Source organism: Pseudogemmobacter sp. TB195, assembly GCF_058313095.1.
Genome location: NZ_JBZEGG010000001.1, coordinates 391,401 through 416,340, shown reverse-complemented (window position 1 = coordinate 416,340; position 24,940 = coordinate 391,401). Strand labels below are relative to the sequence as shown.

The 24,940-nt window shown below is 62.3% G+C and carries 21 protein-coding genes; 9 read left to right on the top strand and 12 right to left on the bottom strand.

The genetic code is table 11. The features are described 5' to 3' along the window. Positions 1 to 46 precede the first annotated feature (46 nt). Complete coding sequence (gene hisC, locus AC4FS3_RS01975) at positions 47 to 1,165, top strand: histidinol-phosphate transaminase (protein WP_491019137.1); 1,119 nt, start codon at positions 47 to 49, stop codon at positions 1,163 to 1,165. Here hisC and AC4FS3_RS01970 read toward each other — a convergent pair. Then, positions 1,137 to 1,301 (bottom strand): hypothetical protein, encoded by a 165-nt coding sequence (locus AC4FS3_RS01970; RefSeq protein ID WP_491019136.1) that lies wholly within the window; start codon positions 1,299 to 1,301, stop codon positions 1,137 to 1,139. The genes hisC and AC4FS3_RS01970 overlap by 29 nt on opposite strands. 579 nt (positions 1,302 to 1,880) lie before the next feature. Here AC4FS3_RS01970 and AC4FS3_RS01965 point away from each other — a divergent pair. Beyond that, the gene (locus AC4FS3_RS01965; RefSeq protein WP_491019135.1) at positions 1,881 to 2,270 is read left to right on the top strand and encodes a TadE family protein; all 390 of its coding nucleotides are present in this window, start codon (positions 1,881 to 1,883) and stop codon (positions 2,268 to 2,270) included. 27 nt (positions 2,271 to 2,297) lie between these two features. Here AC4FS3_RS01965 and AC4FS3_RS01960 read toward each other — a convergent pair whose 3' ends face one another. Next, positions 2,298 to 3,632, bottom strand: coding sequence for a formimidoylglutamate deiminase (locus tag AC4FS3_RS01960; protein ID WP_491019134.1), 1,335 nt, complete (start codon positions 3,630 to 3,632; stop codon positions 2,298 to 2,300). A 123-nt stretch (positions 3,633 to 3,755) separates the two neighbouring features. On the opposite strand from AC4FS3_RS01960, the gene hutI reads away from it, so the two are divergent. From hutI to AC4FS3_RS01935, 5 genes are read left to right on the top strand one after another with little or no spacing between them, the layout of a single operon-like run. Further along, complete coding sequence (gene hutI / locus AC4FS3_RS01955) at positions 3,756 to 4,955, top strand: imidazolonepropionase (RefSeq protein ID WP_491019133.1); 1,200 nt, start codon at positions 3,756 to 3,758, stop codon at positions 4,953 to 4,955. Continuing rightward, positions 4,952 to 6,496 (top strand): histidine ammonia-lyase, encoded by a 1,545-nt coding sequence (gene hutH, locus AC4FS3_RS01950; protein ID WP_491019132.1) that lies wholly within the window; start codon positions 4,952 to 4,954, stop codon positions 6,494 to 6,496. Before hutI ends, hutH begins: the two co-directional genes overlap by 4 nt. Further along, the gene (gene hutG / locus AC4FS3_RS01945) at positions 6,496 to 7,296 is read left to right on the top strand and encodes an N-formylglutamate deformylase (RefSeq protein WP_491019131.1); all 801 of its coding nucleotides are present in this window, start codon (positions 6,496 to 6,498) and stop codon (positions 7,294 to 7,296) included. Before hutH ends, hutG begins: the two co-directional genes overlap by 1 nt. A gap of 12 nt (positions 7,297 to 7,308) precedes the next feature. Continuing rightward, positions 7,309 to 9,003 (top strand): urocanate hydratase, encoded by a 1,695-nt coding sequence (hutU, locus tag AC4FS3_RS01940; protein ID WP_491019130.1) that lies wholly within the window; start codon positions 7,309 to 7,311, stop codon positions 9,001 to 9,003. Continuing rightward, on the top strand, positions 9,000 to 9,554 hold the full coding sequence (locus AC4FS3_RS01935) for a HutD/Ves family protein (RefSeq protein ID WP_491019129.1): 555 nt from the start codon (positions 9,000 to 9,002) through the stop codon (positions 9,552 to 9,554). The genes hutU and AC4FS3_RS01935 overlap by 4 nt, the downstream gene beginning before the upstream one ends. Here the strand turns inward: AC4FS3_RS01935 and hutC are convergent. The 3 genes from hutC to AC4FS3_RS01920 all read right to left on the bottom strand — a co-directional run bounded on the left by hutC (position 9,515) and on the right by AC4FS3_RS01920 (position 13,078). Further along, positions 9,515 to 10,255 (bottom strand): histidine utilization transcriptional repressor HutC, encoded by a 741-nt coding sequence (hutC, locus tag AC4FS3_RS01930; protein WP_491019128.1) that lies wholly within the window; start codon positions 10,253 to 10,255, stop codon positions 9,515 to 9,517. The two genes, AC4FS3_RS01935 and hutC, sit on opposite strands and share 40 nt — an antisense overlap. Before the next feature lie 67 nt (positions 10,256 to 10,322). Continuing rightward, positions 10,323 to 12,047, bottom strand: a complete 1,725-nt coding sequence (locus AC4FS3_RS01925; protein ID WP_491019127.1) for a D-apionate lactonase family protein — start codon at positions 12,045 to 12,047, stop codon at positions 10,323 to 10,325. Further along, entirely contained in the window at positions 12,047 to 13,078 is a 1,032-nt protein-coding gene (locus AC4FS3_RS01920; protein ID WP_491019126.1) for a Gfo/Idh/MocA family protein, read from the bottom strand. Before AC4FS3_RS01920 ends, AC4FS3_RS01925 begins: the two co-directional genes overlap by 1 nt. A gap of 163 nt (positions 13,079 to 13,241) precedes the next feature. On the opposite strand from AC4FS3_RS01920, the gene kdsA reads away from it, so the two are divergent. Continuing rightward, positions 13,242 to 14,069: a 3-deoxy-8-phosphooctulonate synthase gene (gene kdsA / locus AC4FS3_RS01915; RefSeq protein ID WP_491019125.1), complete on the top strand. Its 828-nt coding sequence runs from the start codon at positions 13,242 to 13,244 to the stop codon at positions 14,067 to 14,069. Between the two features lie 11 nt (positions 14,070 to 14,080). Then, positions 14,081 to 14,893, top strand: coding sequence for a 3-deoxy-manno-octulosonate cytidylyltransferase (locus tag AC4FS3_RS01910; protein ID WP_491019124.1), 813 nt, complete (start codon positions 14,081 to 14,083; stop codon positions 14,891 to 14,893). 50 nt (positions 14,894 to 14,943) lie between these two features. On the opposite strand, the gene leuB is transcribed toward AC4FS3_RS01910, so the two are convergent. From leuB to AC4FS3_RS01875, 7 genes are all read right to left on the bottom strand, one after another. Then, positions 14,944 to 16,050 (bottom strand): 3-isopropylmalate dehydrogenase, encoded by a 1,107-nt coding sequence (gene leuB / locus AC4FS3_RS01905; RefSeq protein WP_198835254.1) that lies wholly within the window; start codon positions 16,048 to 16,050, stop codon positions 14,944 to 14,946. A gap of 68 nt (positions 16,051 to 16,118) precedes the next feature. Next, on the bottom strand, positions 16,119 to 18,833 hold the full coding sequence (metH, locus tag AC4FS3_RS01900) for a methionine synthase (protein ID WP_491019123.1): 2,715 nt from the start codon (positions 18,831 to 18,833) through the stop codon (positions 16,119 to 16,121). Beyond that, on the bottom strand, positions 18,830 to 19,870 hold the full coding sequence (locus AC4FS3_RS01895; RefSeq protein ID WP_491019122.1) for a homocysteine S-methyltransferase family protein: 1,041 nt from the start codon (positions 19,868 to 19,870) through the stop codon (positions 18,830 to 18,832). The genes metH and AC4FS3_RS01895 overlap by 4 nt, the downstream gene beginning before the upstream one ends. Positions 19,871 to 19,969: 99 nt before the next feature. Next, complete coding sequence (locus tag AC4FS3_RS01890) at positions 19,970 to 21,016, bottom strand: flagellar basal body P-ring protein FlgI (protein ID WP_491019304.1); 1,047 nt, start codon at positions 21,014 to 21,016, stop codon at positions 19,970 to 19,972. Positions 21,017 to 21,093: 77 nt separating this feature from the next. Beyond that, entirely contained in the window at positions 21,094 to 22,092 is a 999-nt protein-coding gene (locus AC4FS3_RS01885; protein WP_491019121.1) for a flagellin, read from the bottom strand. Between the two features lie 2 nt (positions 22,093 to 22,094). Continuing rightward, the gene (flgK, locus tag AC4FS3_RS01880; protein ID WP_491019120.1) at positions 22,095 to 23,549 is read right to left on the bottom strand and encodes a flagellar hook-associated protein FlgK; all 1,455 of its coding nucleotides are present in this window, start codon (positions 23,547 to 23,549) and stop codon (positions 22,095 to 22,097) included. Positions 23,550 to 23,555: 6 nt separating this feature from the next. Next, on the bottom strand, positions 23,556 to 24,881 hold the full coding sequence (locus AC4FS3_RS01875) for a flagellar hook protein FlgE (RefSeq protein WP_198835248.1): 1,326 nt from the start codon (positions 24,879 to 24,881) through the stop codon (positions 23,556 to 23,558). Positions 24,882 to 24,940 lie beyond the last annotated feature (59 nt).

The window sequence follows — 24,940 nt, the reverse complement described above, 5'->3', positions numbered from 1 at the left end:
GCCTGGCTGTCAACCGCCCTCGCCCTCCGCTTTCCCCTGAGGCTCCATGACCGGATCTGTCCCGCTTCTGCGCCCCGAGCTGGCGGCGCTCAGCCCCTATAATGCCGGGCTGACGCCGGCGGCAGTCGCGTCGCGCTCCGGTGTGACACGGGTGGCAAAGCTGGGGTCGAATGAAAATCCCGCTGGCCCGGCACCCGAGGTGATCACGGCTGTTCGTGAAGCGGCGGGTCGCATCGGGGCCTATCCCGATCCGGAGGGGCGCGATCTGATCGCCGCGCTGGCCGCGTTTTACGGGTTTGATCCCCAGCATTTCACCCTTGGAAACGGCTCTGAGGATCTGCTGGCGGTGCTGGCCCGCGCGGTTCTGCGGCCCGGGGACGAGGTGGTGACGCTTTTCCCCTCCTTCCCGCTGCATGAGGATTACGCGCAGGCCATGGGCGCGACAGTCACGCGAATCGGGCTGACCGCTGCGGGAGAGATCGACCTGCCGGCTTTGCTTCTGGCCGTGTCACGGCCGGTACGCCTTGTGCTTTTCGCCAATCCGATGAACCCGGCCGGCCTCTGGCTCGATGCGGACGGGCTGCGGTCGGTGCTTGCGGCTGTTCATCCCGACGCGATCACCTGTCTGGATGAGGCCTATCACGAATATGCCTCGGCCCCCGGTGACGGGCCGGATTATGCCAGCGGCGCGCCCTGGCTTGCCACCCATCCCGGCCCGCTGGTGATCCTGCGGACCTTCTCCAAGGCCTGGGGTCTTGCGGGTCTGCGGATTGGCTATGCCATGACCAACTCAGCAGACCTGAAGCGCGGCTTTGATCTTGCCCGCACCCCATTCAATACGAATCTCCTGGCGCAGGTCGCGGCGCGGTCCGCGCTGGATCATACCGCGTCGATGCACCAGGCCGTCAGCCTTGCGGTCCAGGAACGTGACCGTATGGCAAAGGCGCTGCGGTCACTGGGGCTGCGGGTTCTGGCCTCGCGTGGCAATTTTCTCTTTGTCGATTGCGGGCGGCCTGCTGGTCAGGTCGCTGAATGGCTGCTGGATCAGGGTATCATCGTGAAGCCCTGGAAACAGAAGGGTTATGAGAGCTGGCTGCGGGTTTCGACCGGGACTGTGGAAGATGGAGACCAGGTGCTCACAGCGCTTGGCGCGCTGCTTGCCTGACTGCCTTTGCCGGGGTGCGGCCACCTTCTGAAAAGAGATCACCGATCTGATTGTCGTCAGGAATATGTTTGTGGACTGCAGCAAAGGTTTTGTGCTGTTTTCCCGCCTCCGCTTTTATCAGTGATGCCTCAGACATCGCCAGCGCCTCCTTTTTGCGATCCGCAAAAACAGGGGCATTGGCGAGGCGGGCCTCGTCCTATTCCCCAATCGACCGGGCCATCGGGCGCCCTTTTCCTGCGTGTAACAGCCGACTGAAGCGACCTTAAGCCAAACATCTTTCAAAAAAGTTGACACATTTTTTGCCGGACCCGGCCATCAATGACCCTGGCGGCGTTGAGACTCTGTAAAGCTGTGCTGCGCAGAATGGCGGCAGTCCGGGGTGCGGGAAAGCGAGTCCGATGTTGCCTTTCATTTCAGGAAATCGGCCGGTCGACCACCTGACAGTGCTGGCCCGCTTTGTCGCGCGTGCCCAGAAGTTCGGGTCGGTCGGGTCCGGCAGGCTGACCCCGAATGTTTCCGGGGCGAAACTCCTGACGCCAGAAAGGCACGGCACGGCGGTTTTCCCGTCAGACCTGTCGATTGCCGAAGCCCGCCTGCCATCAACGCGCTGTTTTATTATCGCCGCGCCAAAAGCCTTGATCGCGCTGGCAATTCCTGGTGTCATGCCATGACCGGGCGCCGGTTGCAGAGGTTTCTCCTCCGCTCAGATGCCGCTGTGACGGCGGAATTCGTGATCATCTTCCCACTCGTGCTGGCGCTGATCTTCCTTATCGTCTTTATCAGCATGTATATTTCCGCAGCCAGCGATCTGCAGCAGGTCGTGCATGAACTTGCCCGCTATTCCTACCGCTTTGCAGGCAGGCCCGAAGCGAACCAGCTCTGCGCGGCCCTTGAACGCGACGCCGTCCCGGTTCTCGTCAATGCCAGCCTGCTTTTGCATCCCGAGAATTTCACGCTGATCTCGTGTAGTCCGCCTCAGGGTCCGGACAGGATTATTGTTATCACAGCCAGCTATGATTTCGCCGGCAGTTTCGTGCAATCCGTTGGCCGGACCCTGGGGCTGAGCATCGGAACAATCAGCCGGCAGTCGCTGTTCATCCCGTGACCCGCTTCGCAGCAGCCTGTGACAGGGTCAGGCCAGGACCGCGCGCAGCGCTGATGCATATGCCGCCGCAACCGGGGCGCGCAAAATATGTTCTCCGCCCTGCACCACATGAGCGCCAAAAGCCCAGACATCGGCGACCTTCAGGTCGCGACCAAAGATCCAGCGATCGACGATTTTCCCCGTGGCAAAACCCGAGCCCAGCGGGTCTGTCAGGGCCACAAGATCCGCATCTGCACCCGGCGCGATCTGCGGCTCCGGAACTGACAGGGCCTGCGCCCCTCCCTTTAATGCCGCTGCGAACAGGGCAGTCCCCACAGAGCCGCCAGGGGTCATAACATTGCGTGCCCGCGTGGCCAGTCTTTGCGAATATTCCAGCTGTTTCAGCTCCCCCGCGACAGTGATCTCGACATTGCTGTCAGTGCCGATCCCCCAGGCCCCCCCCGCGGTCAGATAGTCCGATCCCGGAAAGATCCCATCGCCCAGATTGGCCTCGGTCAGCGGGCAAAGGCCAACAACCGCGCCCGAATCCGCAATCGCCCTGGACTCGGCCCTGGTCAGATGTGTCGCATGAATAAGACACCAGGAGGGATCAACCGGCGCCTGTGCCAGCAGATATTCCACCGGGCGCGCGCCGCAAAAGCCAAGGCAATCCTCAACTTCCTTCACCTGTTCGGCGATATGGATATGGAAGGGGTGATCCGGAAAATCGGCCGCCAGCCGCCGGATTTCAGCCATGCTCGCCGCGCGCAGGCTATGTGGCGCGATCCCCACCCGATCCTGCTCGCGTCTCAGGGGGTCGCAATGTTCAACCAGCCGCGCGAAGGCGTCATAGCTGTGCAGAAAGCGCCGCTGCCCTTCACCTGCCGGGGTCGGGCCAAAGCCCCCATGCGCGTAAAAGACCGGCAGATGTGTCAGCGCGATTCCCGTATCCCGAGCCGCCGCGAAGATCCGGCCCGACATCTCGGCCGGATCGGCATAGGGGCGGCCATCCGGCGCATGATGCAGGTAGTGGAACTCTCCCAGCCTTGTATAGCCCGCCTCGAGCATCTCGACACAGGCCATGGCTGCGATGGCCTGCATCTGATCCGGAGTCAGGCTGAGGGCGAAGCGGTACATCATCTCGCGCCAGGTCCAGAAACTGTCCGGACCGGCGCCCCGAAATTCCGTTAACCCCGAAAACCCACGCTGAAACGCATGGCTGTGGAGGTTGGGCATGCCAGGCACCAGAATTTCAGCACAGTGATCGCCTGGCCGCGCCGCCACCTGGCTTTCGACCGATACGATACGACCTGCCGCTGTCGTCAGCCGGACATCCTCGGTCCAGCCGCCCGGCAGCAACGCCTGTTTTGCATGGATCGCCATTCACCCCTCCTGCCCGGTCCGAGAATCCGCTTCCCTTTTCATCTCATTATGTATATACCTGAAAGAGATCCAGGGGAAGGGAAAAGCCCATAACGGCCCCGCCCTTTGCACAGGGAGACACAGATGGGTGCCACGCTTTACACCAATGCGCGGATCGTCACCTGCGACGGCGAAGTTGCGCGCGACCCTGACCCCGGCGCGCTGGAGTTGGAAGTGACCGGCACCCGCATCACTGCGCTTGGCCGGGCACTGCCGCGTGACGGGCGGCGGATCGTCGATTGCGGCGGCCGGCTGATGACGCCGGCGCCGATTGACTGCCACACGCATCTGGTCTTCGGCGGCGACCGCGCCAATGAATTCGAGATGCGGCTCGACGGGGTTCCTTACGAAGAGATCGCGCGCCAGGGCGGCGGGATCAAAGCCTCGATGGCGGCCACCCGCGCCCTGTCCGTCGAGGCGCTGGTCACGGCCAGCCTGCCGCGCCTTGATCATCTGCTGGCCGAAGGGGTTTCAACAGTCGAGATCAAATCCGGCTATGGCCTGTCGGTCGGGGCCGAGCTGAACATGCTGCGTGCCGCGCGGCGGCTGGGGCAGACCCGGCCGGTGCGGATCAGGACGACCTGGCTCGCCGCCCATGCCCTTCCGCCCGAATTTGCGGGCCGGGCCGGTGCCTATATTGACGAGGTCGCGATTGCCGGGCTGAAGGCCGCCTTTGCCGAAGGGCTGGTTGATGCCGTCGACGCCTTTTGCGAGGGGATCGCCTTCAACACGGCCGAGCTGGAGCCGCTTTTTGAGACGGCCCGCGCCCTCGGTCTGCCGGTAAAGATCCATTCGGAACAGCTGAGCCATCAGGGCGGCACCGCCTTTGCCGCGCGCTACAACGCCCTTTCCGCCGACCATCTGGAACATGCGACAGCGGAAGATGCGCGCCTTATGGCGGCTTCGGGCATGGTGGCCACCTTGCTGCCGGGTGCCTATTACATGTTGCGCGAAACGGTGATGCCGCCGGTCGGGGCCTTTCGCGATCATGGCGTGCCGATGGCGCTTTCAACCGATTGCAATCCGGGCACTTCGCCGCTTACCTCGATCCTGATGGTGATGAATATGGGCGCGACGTTGTTCCGCCTTACCGTCGCCGAATGCCTGCTGGCGGTGACCGCCAATGCCGCAAGCGCACTTGGTCTGAGCGCCGAGACCGGGCGCCTCAGACCCGGGCTTTCCGCCGATCTGGCGCTTTGGGATGTCACGCGCCCTGCGCAGCTGGTGGCGCGGATCGGCTTTAACCCGCTTCACGCCCGCATCTTCCAGGGAGACCTGCAATGACCGAGACCCTCATCCCCCAAAGCCTGCTTCCGGGCGCGGTGCCGCTCTCCCTCCTGCGCCGGATCTGGTGGGACGGGATCACCCCCGGTCTTGATCCGGTCGCAGATGCCGGCATCAAACGCGCAGCGGCGCGGATCGCCGAAGTCGCCAACGGCAATGAGGCGGTCTACGGCGTCAATACGGGCTTTGGCAAACTGGCCTCGATCCGCATTGAGGCCCGCGACGTCGCCACGCTGCAAAGGAACCTGATCCTGTCGCATTGCTGTGGGGTGGGCGCGCCTCTGACCGAGCCCGTGGTGCGGCTGATCATGACGCTGAAACTGATGTCGCTGGGGCGCGGAGCCTCGGGCACGCGACCCGAGGTTGTGGCGCTTTTGGGCGCTATGCTGGCTGAAAACGTAATCCCGGTGATCCCTGAAAAGGGTTCGGTCGGGGCCTCGGGCGATCTGGCTCCGCTGGCGCATATGGCTGCGGTAATGATCGGTGAGGGTGAGGCGTTTTACCAGGGCACCCGCCTTTCGGGCGCCGAGGCCCTCGCACGCGCCGGGCTGAAACCGGTGACGCTTGCCGCGAAAGAGGGGCTCGCGCTGATCAACGGCACGCAAGTCTCGACCGCGCTTGCGCTGGCGGGGCTTTTCCGGGCCGAGCGCGCGCTGCGGGCCGCGATCATCACCGGCGCCCTGTCGACCGATGCCGCGATGGGATCGACCGCGCCCTTTGCCGCAGAAATCCACACCCTGCGCGGCCATCAGGGCCAGATCGATGTCGCCCGCGCTCTGCGCGAATTGCTTGAGGGCAGTCAGATCCGCAACAGCCATGTCGAGGGGGATGAACGGGTTCAGGACCCCTATTGCATCCGCTGCCACCCCCAGGTCGCGGGCGCCGCGCTAGACGTGCTGCGTCAGGCGGCGCGGACGCTTGAGATCGAGGCCAATGCCGCCACCGACAACCCGCTGATCCTTTCGGATGGCCAGGTGGTCTCGGGCGGCAATTTCCATGCCGAACCGGTGGCCTTTGCCGCCGATATGATCGCGCTGACCGTGGCCGAGATCGGTGCAATCGCGCAGCGCCGCGTCGCATTGCTGGTTGACCCCGCGCTGTCTTACGGGCTGCCGGGCTTTCTGACACCGAAGCCGGGGCTGAATTCCGGCATGATGATCGCCGAAGTCACGACCGCCGCTTTGATGAGCGAAAACAAGCAGATGGCACATCCGGCGAGCGTGGACAGCACCCCCACCTCCGCCAATCAGGAGGATCACGTCTCGATGGCCTGCCACGGCGCGCGCAGGTTGCTCGCCATGACGCAGAACCTGTTCTGGATCATCGGCACCGAGGCGATGATCGCAGCCCAGGGCGTGCATCTGCGCGGCCCGCTGAAATCCTCGCCCCGGCTTGAAGCCGCAATCGAGGCGATCCGGGCGCGCATTCCGGTGCTTGAATCCGACCGCTTCATGGGAACCGACATGGAGGCGGCAGGCGAGCTGATCGCCACCGGCGCGCTCGACCTCGCCGGGGCCGGCCTCTTGCCGGAGGTGGGCTGATGGACCCGTTCACCCTCCGGCAGGGCAACAGTCCTATCATTCTTGGCTTTCCCCATGCCGGGTTCTCCTACCCACATGATGTCGGTCAGCGCCTGAATGACGAGGGTCGGCTCAGCCGCGATACCGACTGGCATATTCAGCATCTCTATTCTGATCTGATCCCGGGCCTGACCACGATCACCGGCAATCATTCGCGCTATGTGATCGATCTGAACCGTGATCCGCATGGCAACAGCCTCTATCCCGGCCAGACCACAACCGGGCTTATTCCCGAGACCACCTTTGACAACACCCCGATCTGGCGCGAAGGGGCCGGTCCGACCGCCACCGATACCGGCCATTGGCTGGAAACCGTGCATCGCCCCTATCACGCAGCACTTCAGGCTGAAATCGACCGGGTGAAGGCGCTGCATGGCGTGGCGATTGTCTATGATTGCCACTCGATCCGCTCGCAAATCCCCTGGCTTTTCGAGGGCGTTCTGCCTGATCTGAACATCGGCACCGATGGCGGCGTGACCTATGCGCCGGAACTTGAGGCCGCGGTGGTCGATATCGCCCGGGCCTCGGGCCATTCCTGGGTGCTGAACGGGCGCTTTCGCGGCGGCTGGACCACGCGGCATTATGGCGAGCCCGCGTCAGGCGTTCACGCGATTCAGATGGAGCTGGCGCAAAGCAGCTATCTCGCGACCGAAACGCCCCCTTTCGCAACGGATCCACAGAAAGCCGCCCATTTGCGTCTCACCCTGGCGCAAATACTCAAAAAACTTGCCGAACTCGCGCCCGCTTTGGCCAATCGCTGAGAGGTTCCCGCCATGACCATGACCCGCCATAACTCCCGCGACATCTACCCGCCGACCGGGCCTGAGATCAGCTGCAAGACATGGGGCGCCGAAGCCGCGCTGCGCATGCTGATGAACAATCTGCATCCGGATGTGGCCGAGAACCCGCATGAGCTGGTGGTCTATGGCGGCATTGGGCGGGCGGCCCGCAGCTGGGAGGATTTCGACCTGATCGTCGAGGCGCTGCGCGATCTGGAAGAGGACGAGACGCTGCTTGTGCAATCCGGCAAGCCGGTTTCCATCATCCGCACCCATCCGGATGCGCCGCGCGTGCTGATCGCGAATTCCAACCTCGTCCCCCGCTGGGCCACCTGGGAGCATTTCAACGAGCTCGATCGCAAGGGCCTGATGATGTATGGCCAGATGACGGCCGGATCCTGGATCTATATCGGCGCGCAGGGCATCGTTCAGGGCACCTATGAGACCTTTGCCGAGATGGGGCGCCAGCATTACAATGGCGATCTGACCGGCAAATGGGTGCTGACCGGCGGGCTTGGCGGTATGGGCGGCGCGCAGCCGCTGGCGGCGGTTTTCGCAGGCGCCTCCTGCCTTGCGGTCGAGGTCGATGAGACCCGGATTGATTTCCGCATCCGCACGAAATATGTCGATGCGAAAGCGCGGACGCTGGACGAGGCGCTGGCCCTGATCGCGGATTGGACCGCAAAGGGCGAGGCGAAATCGGTGGGACTTCTGGGCAATGCCGCCGAGATCTTCCCCGAACTGCTGCGCCGCCAGCTGGCCGGTGAGGCGCTGCCGAATGGTGGCCCTGATATCGTGACCGACCAGACTTCGGCCCATGACCCAGTACATGGCTATTGCCCCGCCGGCTGGAGCGTTGGCGAATGGCGCGCGCGGCAGGAAAGCGATCCGGCTGGCGTCGGGCGCGCCGCGCGGGCCTCGATGCGGGCGCATGTCGAGGCGATGACCGGTTTTCATGATGCCGGTGTGCCCACGGTCGACTATGGCAATAATATCAGGCAGATGGCCAAAGAAGAAGGGTTTGAACGTGCCTTCGCCTTCCCCGGTTTCGTCCCCGCCTGTATCAGGCCTTTGTTCTGCGAAGGCATTGGCCCCTTCCGCTGGGCGGCGCTTTCGGGCGACCCTGAGGATATCGCGAAAACCGATGCGGCAATGAAGCGCCTCTTCCCGGACAACACGCACCTGCATCGCTGGCTGGATATGGCCTCTGAGCGGATCGCGTTTCAGGGCCTCCCCGCCCGGATCTGCTGGATCGGCCTTGGCGACCGGCATCGCGCAGGGCTGATGTTCAACGAAATGGTGGCAAGCGGTGAGCTGAAGGCGCCCATCGTGATCGGGCGCGACCATCTTGACAGCGGCTCGGTCGCCAGCCCGAACCGCGAGACAGAGGGCATGATGGATGGCTCGGACGCCGTTTCGGACTGGCCGCTGCTGAACGCGCTCACGAATACCGCCTCGGGCGCGACCTGGGTGTCGATCCACCACGGCGGTGGCGTGGGAATGGGGTTCAGCCAGCATGCCGGCGTGGTCATCGTCGCCGATGGCACACCCGAGGCTGCAAAACGACTGGAACGCGTGTTGTGGAATGACCCGGCCTCGGGCGTGATGCGTCACGCCGATGCGGGGTATGAGCTGGCGAAAGACTGCGCCCGCCTGCATGGTCTGCGCCTGCCGGGCATATTGAAGTGAGGGGCATCTACCCCGCTGAAGGCCGGACCTTCCGGCCCTGGAAGAACGGCGGCGGGCAGACGGCGGAGATCGCCATTTCGCCGGTTTCCGCCGGGTCAGAGACGTTTATGTGGCGCGTCTCCACCGCCTGGGTGGCATCTGACGGTCCGTTTTCCGAATTTCCCGGCATCGACCGCGTGCTCACGGTGATCGAAGGCGGGCCGATGGTGCTTGCCACCCCGCAAGGCGACCATCGGCTTGACCAGACCAGCCAGCCCTTTGCGTTTTCAGGCGAGGCCCCGGTCTCGGCACGGCTGATCGGGCCGGCATTGCTGGATTTCAACGTCATGTGCCGTCGCCCCTTGCAGGCCGAGGTCAGCAAGGGCACGCTGCCGGAAGAACATGACTTCGACCTTGCCCTGCTGCTGGCACCCGGTGGCGGATTGCAACGGCTTGATCTTGTGGATTTCACGCAGCAGCCGGGTCTTATCCGCTCCCTGTCCGGAACCCTGGCCATCGCGGTCCGCTTTACTCAGGCAGGACGGGAGTCTTCGGCGCGCGGCTCGAACTGAGCCATCAGCTGGTGGCGCTCTCCGGGGTAACTTTGCCGCACCAGCGTCACCCATTGACCAGAAAGCTCCGTCCGCCGCGTCAGCTCCAGACAGGCCTCGCCCAAAGGCAGGCGCAGATCCCGCGCCAGCGCTTCGGACGCATTGACCGCCCGGATCCGGTTTTCCGCCGAGGTCCAGGGAATTTCCACCCGCAGCCAGTGGCCCGGCGCCTCATGGCTGAAATCCTGGTCCAGTGCAGCCGGGGCGGCTGCGGGATTGATGATCCGCTCTTCGAGGCAAAAGGGCAGATCGCCTGCGAAATGCAGCCCGCGCAGTGCCAGAACCGGCGCCGCAGCGTCAGCAATCCGCGCTTCACGCATCTCGCCTTCCACCGCAGGGCGCAGCGCCCGTGACATCAGCTGGAACCGCCAAGCCAGGCCGAGCGCCCGCACTTCGGCCTCGATATCGGTGATCTCCATCACCGCCGATTGCGCGCGCGGCTGCGCGACAAAGGTGCCCAGCTTGCGCCGCCGCACCAGATAGCCTTCGCGCGTCAGCTGCGTCAGCACCTTGTTCATCGTCATCCGCGAGACGCCATGCGCCTCGGCGAGATCGGTCTCGAACGGCAGCTGAAAGCCCGGCGGCCATTCCTGGCTGACGATGAAACCATGAAATTTCGTCAGCAGCGTCTCATGCAGACTGCGTGCTTTCTCTGGCTTCATCGGGGGACTGTCCATTGGGCGCATGACCCTTCTTAGGCAGAGACGGCGCGCGCGTCCATGGTGCCGCTTATGCCGGCATCACGACCCAGCCAAAGGGCGGCAGATCGCCGGTCTGAAGAGCGGTCAGATTGGCGCGGAAAAGCCGTGCGCCAAGCCGGAGCCGCGCCTCACCGCCCTCAATCTGTGCCGCAATGACCGGCTGCCCGGCGCTGGCCGCGAGTTCACGCAGCAATTGCGCAACCGGCCATGCCCCATCGCCCAGACCACGCGGGCCGAAGAGCGCCGCAGGGCTCCAGACCGCAGGCGCGAAAGGTGCGAGCGCCGTCGCCATGCCAAGGGTCCAGGCCGCGCCGAAGGCTGCGCGGTGGCGGGGGTCGTCATCGGTCATTGTCACGCGCCCGCCCTTCGGGTTCGGAATGGTGCGTGAACCATATGGGTTCTGCCGCATTGCAATCGTTGACGGTCCGATCCGGTATTCCGCCGCCCCGATGATCGCACGGGCCGAGCGCGCGATATGCGGCACGGCTTCCAGCGTCTCCATCACTGCGAGATCGTCGGAGGCATGGACGATCGGACAAAAGCCGTGGCTGATGAAATCGATCCCGGCAGGCGGGCGTTTACGGTTCAGCTCGGGGAAGAAGCTCGCCATTCCGCCGCCACGTTTGATGCCGGGAAAGGTGCGGGCGGCGGCGGCATGGATCTCGTCCAGCGGCGGGCAATCGGGCCAGGCCGAACCCGGCGGCGTCGATTGGCGGTCAACCGAGGGGCAGACGAAAACCGACGCCACAGCCAGGCCCGATGCGCCAAGATCCCTGGCATGCGAGGTGAGTTCCGGCGCGGGATCACCGCGGAAGCGGCAGATCAGCTCCAGATCATAAAGCGCCGCGGGGTAAGCAACCTGCAAAGCGGCAAAAGCGGCGAGCTGACCTGAAACCGGTTCGGGGAGCGTCGCATCGACATGGGCGAGAACGCGTTGCGGCGCGACCAGAGCCAGCATCTGAGCAGCCTCGGGGTTGCGCGCCTCGTCCGGGGTCACGACCAGCGCCAGATCCGGGAAGACGGTGCCCGCCGGGATCACAACCGGTTTGGCTTTGACGGCATTGCCCGCGCCGCTCCAGCTGAGCGTGACCGACTGGCGCAGCGTATCTGCGCCGGTCAACTGATAGGGCCAGGGCAGGGCCAGCGGGCGGTTATAGGTCTTGTAAGAGGCATCGCCCCATTGGCGCTGATCCTCCATCTCGAACGTATCGCCCTCGAAAGCGCAGCTGATCGTCAGCCCATGCGCCTCATGTTCCAGATGGACGATGTCCATGAAGGGCTGCCATGGCTCGATCAGATCGGGAAAGCGGCTTCCTTCCACCGACCCGTCGCTATGGGTGACGCGGGCCGGCGCTCCGGCAACTCCGGTGATCGGATGCAGCACGGTAAAACCGGTTCGATTCGTCTCGAACATGCCTGAAATTCGCGCTTCAGCTGCAAAGGAGAGGCTGGTCGCGCCAATGGTCAGCGAAAGGCTCACATGCTGTTCCGCGCCGTTCGAGCGGAAGACCATCGGGAAACGAAACACCAGGTTGTCGCCAGTGGTCTCGCGCCCGACCACACCGATTTCCGGGCGCACGGTGCCCCAGTCACGGTCGCGCACCAGAAACGCGATCTGGCGAATGATTTCGGTGCCGCCGACGCGGATATGACGCAGCGCGCCATCCTGAAACCCGAGGCTGACATCGCCATGACGGATGATTTCCGTCTCATCCACCGGCTCGGCAGTACCATAAAGCACAAGGGCGCCCATCACAGGATCCCCGGATCAACCGAGCGGCCTTCAGCGGCGGAAAGGTAAGCGGCCTCGACCAGGGCAAAGGTCTCAAGATTGTCAGCGCCCGAGGTTTCCGGCTGGCGCCCCTCCCGCAGGCAATCCACGAAATGCTGTTGGATGATCAGCACACTCTCCTGGATATTGTGCCAGGGACGTTCCGCCCAGGGCAAAAGCGGCGGGCTGACATCCTGGGTCTGCGATCCGCCATCACGCTGGATCACCAGCTTGTATCCGGCATCAAGGCGCAGGCTGCCTTCGGTCCCGTCAATCTCGATCAGGCTTTCGGGGAAGGTCTCGGGGAGGCGTTTCGTCGCGTAGGAACAATCCACCACCGAGGTCACGCCCGATTTGTGCAAAAGCTGCATCGTGGCGACATCCTCGCCTTTGATCTTCGGATTGACCCGCCGCGTGGTCGCCGTGACCCGCGCCACATCGCCGAACAAAGCCCGCGCGATGTCGAGGATATGGATCCCGAGATCTTCGATGATGAACCGTTCGCCCTCGGCCAGGTAGGGCTGGCCCGAGTACACGTCATAGCCGGACCGGAAGGAGACGCGGCCAAAAAAGGGCTCGCCGATCGCACCGGCGCGCAGCGCGTCGATCGTATGGCGCACGGCGGATTGCCAGCGAAAATTCTCATGTATCATCAGGGTTTTGCCGGTTGCGGACACCGCCGCTACCATGGCTTTCGCATCCGCGAGGGTTGGCGCGAACGGCTTCTGGCAGATCACATGCTTGCCAGCGTGGGCCGCCATTTCGACCAGCGCCCGGTGCGAGGCCACCGTGGTCGCGATATCGGCTACGTCGAAACCGCCATCGGCAAACAGCTCTGCCGCGTCCCTGTAACGGCGCGCGATCCCGAATTCCTCGCCTGCTGCCGCGAGCCGAACCGGGTCGCGGTCACAGATCGCCACGACCTCGACCCCTTCGATCCCCGACCAGGCAAACAACTGGTTGCGGGCAAAGAACCCGGCGCCGATCAGCGCGATCTTCAGCGTCTGGGTCATGGTGAGGCTCCTTCTGCAATGTAACTGGTATAATGAGATAATATGTATTTGTCACGCGGCAAGCGGCGGCCCGCCCTTGCACTCGCGCCTTACCGGTCTGTCTGGCAGAGAGGCGGGATTTCATGCCATAATCCTGGCGGATCGCAGCGCCGGAGAAGCACAGATGAGCCAGAACATTGTCACCATCGGCGATATTGCCATCGGCGGAAAGAACCCGATTGCGCTGATCTGCGGCCCCTGCCAGCTGGAAAGCCATGACCACGCGCGGATGATGGCCGAGAGGATCCTTGAGGCCTGCGCGCCCACGGGCACGAAGTTCATCTTCAAGGCCAGCTATGACAAGGCAAACCGCTCCTCCTTGGGCGGCAAGCGCGGCCTCGGGATGGAAAAAGGGCTCGAGATCCTCGGCCTGGTCCGCAGCGAATTCGGCGTGCCGGTGCTGACCGATGTGCATGAGCCGGGCCATTGCGCGCCTGCGGCCGAGGTTTGCGATGTGCTGCAGATCCCCGCTTTTCTCAGCCGTCAGACCGATCTTTTGCTGGCGGCAGGCGCCACGGGCAAAGCCGTGAATATCAAGAAGGGCCAGTTCCTTGCGCCCTGGGATATGGACAATGTAGCAGTCAAGGTCGCCTCGACCGGCAATCGCAATATCATGCTCTGCGAGCGAGGGACGTCCTTTGGCTATAACACGCTGGTCACCGATTTTCGGGGCCTGCCGCGTATGGCCGAAACCGGATGGCCGGTGATTTTCGACGCCACCCATTCGGTGCAGCAGCCGGGCGGGCAGGGGAATTCCTCGGGCGGACAGCGCGAATATGTGCCGGTTCTGGCGCGGGCGGCTTGTGCGGTCGGGGTCTCGGGCCTCTTTATCGAAACCCATCAGGACCCCGACAATGCGCCCTCGGACGGGCCGAATATGGTGCCTGTCGATCAGCTGAAAGACCTGATCGGCACCTTGCGCAGCTTTGACGCATTGGCCAAGGGCCAGTGAGGGAAGCCGCGATGGATACGGTCATCATCATCCCGGCCCGCTATGCCTCGACCCGCTACCCGGCCAAGCCGCTGGCCATGCTGAAAGGCGCGAGCGGGGCAGGGCGCAGCCTGCTGGAACGCTCCGTCATAGCCGGGCGCCGCGCCGTCGAAGAGGCCGGCGGTGGCATCGGGCTTTATGTCGCAACCGACGACAGCCGCATTGCCGATGAGGCGCGGCGGATCGGGGCCGAGGTGATCATGACTTCGGAAACCGCGCGCAACGGCACCGAGCGTGTGGCAGAAGCAGTGAAGAACGCCGGGCTTTCGCCACAGATTGTGGTGAATTTACAAGGGGATGCGCCACTGACGCCGCCGTCATTCGTCACCGCGCTGATCCGCCATATGCGCGAGAAACCGACCACCGGCATCGCCACGCCGATCCTGCGCTGTGACGAAGACGCCGTGCGGAATTTCATCGCCGACCGCGCGGCCGGGCGCGTGGGCGCCACGACCGTGGTCGCGAACCGACTGGGCCAGGCGCTTTATTTTTCGAAAGAGGTGATCCCGTTCACCAATGGCAAAGGCGTGGTCGATGGTCAGGTGCCGGTCTTCCACCATGTCGGGCTTTACGCCTATCGCCCCGCCGCGCTGGCCGCCTATGGTCAATGGGAACCAGGCCCCCTTGAGACGCTGGAAGGCCTGGAGCAGCTGCGTTTTCTGGAAAACGGCCATCCGGTCGATGTGGTCGAGGTATCGGCCCCCGGTGCGAAATTCTGGGAGCTGAACAACCCTTCTGACTTGCCGCTGATCGAGGGCTATCTGAAGCAGATGGGCTGGGACTAAAGGCCCGAAGCAATTGTCCCCGGAACCAAAGGCTCCGGGGACAAATCAGGTCAGACCGAAGCGTTCAGCGCCGCGATGATCGCATCGCCCATAGCGGCTGTGCCGATGGGCGAGCCGCCCTCCGGGCCAAGAAGGTCTGCGGTGCGCAGCCCGTCGGCGAGCACTTTTTCAACCGCCTGTTCGACGCGGGTGGCCTCGTCGCCAAGATCAAAGCTGTAGCGCAGCGCCATCGCAAAGCTGAGGATACAGGCGATCGGGTTCGCCTTGCCCTGGCCCGCAATATCGGGGGCCGAGCCATGCACCGGCTCATACATCGCTTTCGGGCGACCATTGGCCATCGGCGCGCCAAGGCTGGCCGAGGGCAGCATGCCGAGCGAGCCGGTCAGCATCGCGGCCAGATCCGACAGAAGATCGCCGAACAGGTTGTCGGTCACGATCACGTCGAACTGTTTCGGCCAGCGGGTCAGCTGCATCGCGCCGGCATCGGCATACATATGGCTGAGTTCGACATCCTGGTAATCGCGCTGATGCACCTCGGTGACGACATCGCGCCAAAGAATGCCGGATTCCATCACATTGGCCTTCTCCATCGAGCAGACCTTGTTGCCCCGGCGGCGCGCCAGTTCAAAAGCCGATTTCGCGACACGGGCGATTTCGCTCTCGGTATAGCGCTGCGTGTTGATGCCAACACGCTCATTGCCCTCTTTGAAGATGCCACGCGGCTCGCCGAAATAGACGCCGGAGGTCAGCTCGCGCACGATCATGATGTCGAGACCGGCCACCACGTCACGCTTCAGCGACGAGAAATCGGCCAGCGCGTCAAAGCATTGCGCCGGGCGCAGGTTCGAAAACAGGTCCATCTCTTTGCGCAGCCGCAGCAGGCCCCGCTCGGGCTTTACGCTGAAATCGAGCTTGTCATATTTCGGGCCGCCCACCGCGCCGAGCAGAACCGCATCCACCTCCTGCGCCTTTGCCATGGTCGCGTCGGTCAGCGGCGTGCCATGCGCGTCATAAGCGCAGCCGCCCACCAGATCCTCCGAGACATCGAAATGGATGCCGCGGGCGGTGCCCATCCAGGAGATGACTTTTTTCACCTCATCCATGACTTCGGGGCCGATACCGTCACCGGCAAGGATCAGGAGGGAGGGGTTGGCCATCGGGGCGCTCCGTTTGAATGGGGTCGGCAGCGGGCTAGCCGATGCCTGACCCCTGGTCAAGGTCGGGCCTATTCCGCCGCCAGTTTTACGCCATTATCAGGCGTGTAATTCAGGATCGGCGCCAGCCAGCGTTCGGCCTCGGTAAGATCCATTCCCTTGCGGGCTGCGTAATCCAGCACCTGATCCCGCTCGACCCTGGCCACGCCGAAATAATAGCTGGCGGGATGGCCGATATAGAAGCCAGACACCGACGAGCCCGGCCACATCGCCATGCTCTCGGTCAGCGTGACGCCAGTATTTTTTTCAGCATCCAGCAGACGGAAGAGGGTGAGCTTCTCGGTATGGTCGGGCTGCGCCGGATAGCCCGGGGCAGGGCGGATGCCGGCATAAGGCTCGCCGATCAGCTCATGCGGCTGGAAGGTCTCCGCCGCGCCGTATCCCCAATATTCCTTGCGCACCCGTTCATGCAGCATCTCGGCCATGGCTTCGGCATAGCGGTCAGCCAGCGCCTTGACCATGATCGAGCCGTAATCATCATTTGCCCGCTCATAGCGCGCGGCGATCTCTGCCTCTTCCGGGCCGGCCGTCACCACGAACCCGCCGACATAATCCGGCGTGCCGTCCGGGGCGACAAAATCCGAAAGCGCCACATTCGGACGCCCATCCCGCTTGGTCGTCTGCTGACGCAGCGTGTGCAGCATGGCCAGGGTTTCTGCGCGGCTGTCATCAGTATAGAGACGAATATCGTCGCCGGTCGCATTGGCGGGCCAGAAGCCCATCACCGCGCGCGGGCGGAACCATTGCTCGGTGATGATGCGCTGCAACATGGCCTGAGCATCTTCGAACAGCTGGCGCGCGGCCTCGCCCTGCTTTTCATCTTCGAGAATGCGGGGATAAACGCCTTTCAGCTCCCAGGTCTGGAAGAAGGGAGTCCAGTCGATATAGCGCGCGATTTCCGCGAGATCCCAGTCCTCAATCACCCGGGCGCCGGTGAAGTGCGGGGCAGGGGGGGCATAGCCCGCCCAGTCGATTTTCAGCGCATTGGCGCGGGCGGCTTCCAGTGGCAGACGTTTTTTCGCCAGCTCGGCGCGTTCATGACGCTCTGCCACCTCGACATATTCGGCCTGGATCGACGCGATATAGGGCTCTTTCTGCGTTTCACTGAGCAGCTGGCTGACCACGCCGACCGCACGGCTGGCATCCAGCACATAGATCGCCTGGCCTTTATGGTAGCGCGGCGCGATTTTCACCGCCGTATGCACCTTCGACGTCGTCGCGCCACCGATCAGCAGCGGAATGCTGAAGCCTTCGCGCTCCATCTCCGAGGCCAGATGCACCATTTCGTCAAGGCTGGGGGTGATCAGGCCGGAAAGCCCAATAACATCAACCTGTTGTTCGCGCGCGATCTCAAGGATCTTCTGCGGCGGCACCATCACGCCAAGGTCAATGATCTCGTAATTATTGCAGGCCAGCACGACACCGACGATGTTCTTGCCGATGTCATGCACATCGCCTTTCACCGTCGCCATCAGCACCCGGCCAGCGGAACGGCGCATCTCGCCACCCTGAGCCGCCTTTTCCTCTTCCATATAAGGCAGGAGCACGGCGACAGCCTGTTTCATCACCCGTGCCGATTTCACCACCTGGGGCAGGAACATCTTGCCGGCGCCGAACAGGTCACCGACGACATTCATCCCCGCCATCAGCGGGCCCTCGATCACATGCAGCGGGCGGGCGGCCTGCTGGCGTGCAACCTCGGTATCCTCTTCGATGAACTCGGTGATGCCATTCACAAGCGCATGTTCGAGACGTTTTTCCACAGGCCAGTCGCGCCATTGCAGATCGCGAACCTTTTCCTCGCGCGCGCCACCCCGGAATTTCTCCGCGATTTCCAGCATCCGTTCGGTCGCATCGTCACGGCGGTTGAGGACGACATCCTCGCAGGCCTCGCGCAGCTCCGGCTCGATCTGGTCATAAACGGCGAGCTGGCCCGCATTGACGATGCCCATATCCATACCGGCCTGAATGGCATGGTAGAGAAAGACGCAATGCATGGCCTCGCGCACAGGTTCATTGCCGCGGAAGCTGAACGAAAGGTTCGAAACGCCGCCCGAGATGTGACAATGCGGCAGGTTCTGGCGGATCCAGCGCGTCGCCTCGATAAAATCGACACCGTAATTATTGTGTTCCTCGATACCGGTCGCGACCGCAAAGACATTGGGATCAAAGATAATATCTTCCGGCGGGAAGCCGATTTCCTCGGTCAGGATGCGGTAGGCCCGGGCGCAGATCTCGGTCTTGCGCTGGAACGTATCGGCCTGGCCGGTCTCGTCAAAGGCCATGACCACCACTGCCGCGCCGTAAGCCAGGCACAGACCGGCATGGTGGCGGAACTGATCCTCACCCTCTTTCAGGCTGATCGAATTGACGATCGGCTTGCCCTGAACGCATTTCAGCCCGGCCTCGATCACCTCCCATTTCGAGCTGTCGATCATCACCGGCACGCGGGCGATATCGGGCTCGGACGCGACGAGGTTGAGGAATTCGACCATCGCGGCCTTACTGTCGATCAGCCCTTCATCCATGTTGATATCGATGATCTGGGCGCCGTTTTCCACCTGGTCACGCGCCACGTCCAGCGCAGCAGCATAGTCGCGATTGGTGATCAGCTTGCGAAATTTGGCCGAACCGGTGACGTTGGTGCGCTCTCCAACATTCACAAACGGGATGTCGGGCGTGAGGATGAAGGGTTCCAGCCCCGAGAGACGAAGATAGCGGCTCATTTTTGGATCTCGCGCGGTTTATGGGGGCGGACAGCTTCTGCAATGGCCTGGATATGGCCGGGCGTGGTGCCGCAGCACCCGCCAACCACATTGACCAGCCCGTCGCGGGCAAAGGTCGCCACCTGGGCGGCGGTGTCCTCGGGCCCCTCGTCATATTGACCGAACGCATTGGGCAGGCCGGCATTCGGATAGGCGCAGGTGAAGGTTTCCGCCACAGCAGAGAGCTCCGCCAGATGCGGACGCATCGCGCTCGCCCCGAGCGCACAGTTCAGCCCGATGGTGAAAGGTTTCGCGTGGCGCACCGAATGCCAGAATGCCGTCGGGGTTTGCCCGGACAGGGTGCGGCCCGAAGCATCGGTTATGGTGCCCGAAATCATCACGGGCAGCCGGCTTCCATGTTCGGCAAAGGCGCTGAGACAGGCGAAGATCGCGGCTTTGGCGTTCAGAGTGTCAAAAATCGTTTCGATCAGAATGATATCGGCGCCGCCCCTGATCAGGCCCCGGATCTGTTGGGCATAGGCTTTGTGGAGGTCGTCGAAACTCACCGCGCGATAGCCCGGATTGTTGACGTCGGGGCTGATCGACGCCGTCCGGTTGGTCGGACCGACCGCACCGGCAACAAAGCGCGGCTTGCCGTCGATGGCTGTGGCGCGGTCCAGCGCGCGGCGAACGATGCGGGCACCCTGGACGTTCAGATCGTCTACCGCTGCTTCCAGTGCATAATCGGCCTGCGCGATGGTCGTCGCCGAAAAGGTATTTGTCTCAACGATATCGGCACCGGCCATGGCATAATTGAAGTGAATTTCCTCGATGGCCTCTGGCTGGGTCAGGATCAGCAGATCGTTATTGCCCTTTTGCGGGTGTTCGGAATGGTGTTGGCAGGCACAACCTGAGCCATGGCCGGAATAGTCCTCTTCCGTCAGTCCAAGGCCCTGGATCTGGGTGCCCATCGCCCCATCGAGAATAAGAATCCGCTGCCTCGCTGCGGCTTCCAGGGCAGCGAGTGCCGGAGTGGGGGGAAGAATGAAGTTCTGCATGAATCCGGCGCTCCTGGTTCGCGCGGACCATATGAGACCAGATGCCTGTTGTGAAATTCATAATACCGGTGAATATTATGAGAAATTTCGAATATTATTCTACTGGATGACAAATTCTGCGTGTAACGCGCCAGCTGCATGGATGCTCTTGAGAATATCGATCATGTCATGTGGCTGAACACCCAGCGCGTTAAGACCGGAAATCACTTCGGACAGGCTGGTACCGCCCGTGACTTCCGCCAGACCACTGCCTTCGGTGGTGATTTCTGCGTTGCTTCTGGGCACCACAATGGTTTCACCTTCGGCGAAAGGGTTGGGCTGGATTACGATAGGATATTCCTCCACACGCAAGGTGAGATTTCCCTGTGCCACCGCAACACGGCTGATCCGAACATCGGCGCCAATCACAATTGTACCGGATCTCTGGTCGACCACCACCCTGGCCCTGATCGCGGGGTCGATGCGCAGGCTTTCAATCCTTGCAATGGCATGTGCCGGAGAACCACCACCGATACGGCTAAGATCAAGCGCAACCGTACCCCCGTCCAGCATTGTCGCAGAACGGGAGCCAAATTCCTGATTGATTGCCCGTTCAATCCTGGCGGCCGTCGTAAAATCTGCTGATTTCAGCGCAAGCCGCAAAACTGAGACCTGGTTGAAATCGAACGGAACCTCACGCTCTACCCGTGCGCCAGAGGGGATCGACCCTGCCGTTGGCACACCCTGGACAACCCGAGCGGCATCGCCTTCGGCAGAGATCCCACCTGCAATGATGGTCCCCTGAGCCACCGCATAGATCTGCCCGTCCGCCCCGTTCAGAGGGGTCATTACAAGCGTACCACCAAGCAGGCTTTTCGCATCACCAATGGCCGAAACCGTTATGTCAATCCGTGCCCCGGCCCTCGAAAACGGCGGCAGGGTTGCGGTGACGAAAACAGCCGCGACATTTTTCGGACGCGATGCTTCACCGACGATGTTGACACCAAGCCTCTCCAGAAGATTTGCCATAATCTCTTCTGTGAACGGCGAATTCCGGATACCATCACCGGTGCCGTTCAGCCCCACAACAAGACCATATCCCACGAGATCATTGCCCCTGACCCCGTCGATTTCGACCAGGTCTTTGATACGGACCGGTTGCGCCATGGCCGGGATCGACAGGGCGAGACTTGAGACAAGCAGCAGGATCAGACCTTGTAAGGCGTAAGCAAAGATATTCGGTTTCACCGGAGATATCCCGTCAGGCTGAGTTGCGAAAGTCGCGCTGTGATGGTGTAGAATGCATCCAGTCTGCTTTCGAGATCCTTAAGGCGCACCGTAGCCTCATAGGGATCTGCTTCGGTCAGGCTGTTGCGTGTCAGGGCAAGTGCCGATTTCTCTGCAGAATTCCGACTTTGTGCCTGAGACAGTTGTTGCTCAACCGTGCCAATCCTGCTGGCGAGGACAGTCCTCGCTTCGGAAGAGCTGAAAAGGTTCTCACCCGCCCTGAGCGCAAGGGCAGACCGCGAGGCGTGATCTGCTATAAAGAGACTCCGGTCAAGCAAAGCCACCTTAGAGAGGCCCGCCAGTGTCGCGCGGATTGCAGGGTCAAGGGCAGTGAAGGGAAGCGACGCCGTCTCGCCAGGTGCCACATTGAGGCCAGCCCGACCCTGGCCTCCGGTGTATAATGCCTCATATCCGGCGGTCCCGTTGAACCAGGCATCTATCCCGTTGGAAATATCGTCAATATCTGTCAGGCCGGCGATGGCGGTCTCGAGTGCCGTGAGTATCGTCTCGGATCCGGGCAAAGCCAGTTGGTCAGAAGCATCGCCGCCAAAAACCGACTTGTCGGCAAGGCGGGTGTTCAGCGCTGATATGGCAGTGTTGAAATCACGCGTGCCGGTGGACAGGATCGAAGAAAGCAGGGTGTCAGACGCGCCACTGGTTACGCGCAGCAGGTTAGCTGCGAGCTCTGTGGTCGCTTCAGAAATGACAGATAAAGCGCGCTGCATCGCCTCGCCCAGCAGGGTAAGTTCGGTGGTGGCTGCGGCAAACCCGGAAAGTCGGGCAAGGGCATGATCTGTCGCGGCCAGAGCAGAAAAGTCGCCACGCAAAGCTTTACCCTGATCAGAAAATTTGCCGGTCATCATCTCTTGCGTGGCCTTTTGCAGGCCCGCACGAAGTTCAGACGACTGTCGCAGAAGTGCCGGGGTCAGAAACGGGTTTGAACTTATGCGTTCCATCGTCAAAGCCCCAACAGAGTTTTGATCATCTCGTCCACGACCTGAATGACCCGCGCATTGGCCGCGTAGTTTTTCTCGATCACCAGCAGCGACTGCAGCTCTTCATCGGTATTCACGCCCGAAGCGGCCTCGATGTCGGACAATGCCGTGTATCTCGCGGCAGTATAGCTTTGTTCGGTCTCCTGTGTGACGCGCTGAGAGGAGGTTCGGGACAGAATGGCTGCGGCCATGCCTGCGAGGCTTCTGCTGCCACCGGGGATCGGCGATGCGATGGCGCGGTTTGTATTCAGCGCTGAGGAGAGTGAATTGAGGAGCGTGGAGTTTCCGACAGGGCCCGGCGTGAGTGCGCCGAGCCCGTCTCGCAGCCTCGTGACTTCTCCGCCTTTCACAGGATCAGCGGCGAAATTTAACGCTATGCGTGACGCCAGACCCACCTCATCAGCGGGATCAAAGGCCAGACCGCCATCGGTGAACAATCCGGGGGCACCAGCGGACAAAGTGGGATCGAGGCCTGCTGCGCTGAACCTTTCAATCATGTCACGCGCCAATGCGTCGAGCATAGACTGGCCTTCAACAGCCAGCTCGTCGCGGACCGCGAAAAGCGCCCCGAGCTCTCCACCAAGGATCATGCTGCTGCTTCCTGTGGTTGCCATCGGTTTGCCGTTGATGGTCAGACCATAGAGGCCACCGCTGGCCTGGGTCATTTCAGGCACAATTGTATGGACTTCGGTGAAACCGAAGGTCACGGGGTTGCCGTCCAGCAGAAGGGCGCCCCCCGCAGAGATCAGCGTAATCTGATTGCCGTCTCGTGGCATTTCCTTCAGCGGAATGATGCTGGCAATGCTGTCGATCACCTGCTGACGCTGATCCATCAACGCCGAGGCATCCCGACCGGAGCCGCTGTGAGAAGCGATCATCCGGTTCAGCTCCTGAACCTGGCGCAGGCTGCTGTTCAGACTTTCCACAGCCGAAGCGATGCCTTTCTCGGCCTTGAGACGTTCAGCCTGGATGGCGTCACTCGCCTGATTCAATCCGGTGGCAAGGGATCTTGCTGCCGAAATCGCCGCAGCAAGCCTTGCCTCGGATTCGGGATGGCTCGCGGCCTCAAGTAAAGTGGTGTCCAGCGTGCTGACGCGGGAAACCAGGGATCCCGGAGATTCAGTTGTGCCGAGAATGGTCTCAAGCCGGTTGAGAAAGCCTGCCTTGGTCGCGCTGTCACCCGCAGCGGCCTGAGCGCCCCTGCGGTCATTGATCAGATAGAGATCTGCATGTCTGGTGATGCCGACCACGCGCACGCCCTGACCCGATCCTCCGAGGTTAAGAGCCGAAAGCGAAACGGAACGGCGCGCGTAGCCCGAAGTCGTTGCATTGGCGACATTGTTGGACACCGCCTCGGCCTGCCGCGAGGTGGCGGTCAGTCCGGTCAGCGCGGAATTGAGGGCCGAGGTGATGCTCATTTTGCGTTACCGTTTGATATTGGTGGTTTCCTGCAACATTTCGTCGACCGTCTGGATGACCTTGGCGTTCGATGAATAGGCCCGCTGCGTCTGAATCAGCGAAGTCAGTTCTGCCGCAACATCTGTGGTCGATCCCTCACGGGCATAGCCTTCAATCGAGCCGGTCGGGCCGTCACCGGCATCCCAGAGGAAGAAGGAGCCCGATTGCGGCGAGACCTGATAGGTCTGGTTATGCAGCGAGATCAGGCCATTGGGATTCGGCACATCGACCAGCGGGATCTGGTAGAGCACGCGGTTGAACCCGGTATCATAGGTCGCGATGATATAGCCGTTCGGATTGATCTCGACCGTGGTGAGATTGCCGACGGGCGAGCCGTCCTTGGTGATCTGCACCGGCGCAAAATCATCGGATAGCTGGGTCAGACCGTTCGGGTCACCGACGCGGCCGATGGCGACGCTCATCGGGCCGCCGGCCACGGTCAGCGGCAGAGTTCCGGTGGCACCGTCATAAGCCGGCCAGGCCGGAACCGCCGGAACCGCAACAACTGTCGCGAGCGTGCCGCCGGCCGCGCGGGAATCGTCAAAGGTCAGAACATATTCCCCGATGATCGCATTATTGCTGGCAGAATCGCGGATCACCATGGTCCAGGTGTTGGATGGCGGGCTGCCTGCCGCCGGAACGGTCGGCGTGAAGTTGAAATCCAGAGATTCCGACGTGCCAAGATTGCCGAAATATTCGATCGCGAAGGGCAGCGGATCGCCGGTGGCGCCGGCTTCGGTACCCGTGGCCGGCAGGTTGACCCCCGCCGTGATCTGGGTGGTCGGATCGCCGGCGGTCTGGTTCGCATTGATCACAACCGGTACCAGGCCGGTGATCGTATCCCGCGGGAAGACCGGAATGCTGCCATCCGACGTGGCAGGCCAGCCCATCAGCACCAGACCGGACTGGGTTTTCAGCACACCATTCGCATCGGTTCGGAAAGAGCCGGTTGTTGTCATCAAAAGCGCGCGGTCTACGGAATTGACCCCCAGAGATACTTCGGTGATCACCGGCAGCATCCCGCGCCCGGAAACCGCAATGTCCAGCGGATGCGAAGTGCCGACAAGGCCGCCGCGTTCTTCGATCAGCCGCATGGTTGAGGCGCGAACGCCGCCTGCCGAATAGGTGCCAGAGCCGCGATTGTTCGTGATCACCATGCTGGAGAATTCAGCATGGGCGCGTTTATAGCCGAAAGTGCCCGAATTCGCGATATTGTCTGAGATCGTCGCGAGCCGCGTCGCGTTGGCACTGAGCCCGGCTACGCCGGCATTGAGCGCGGAGGAAATCGTCATCAGTCGCACCTTTATCCTGAATGAGCTTGCGACAGGTTTGGCCCGGAGGACTGAATTTT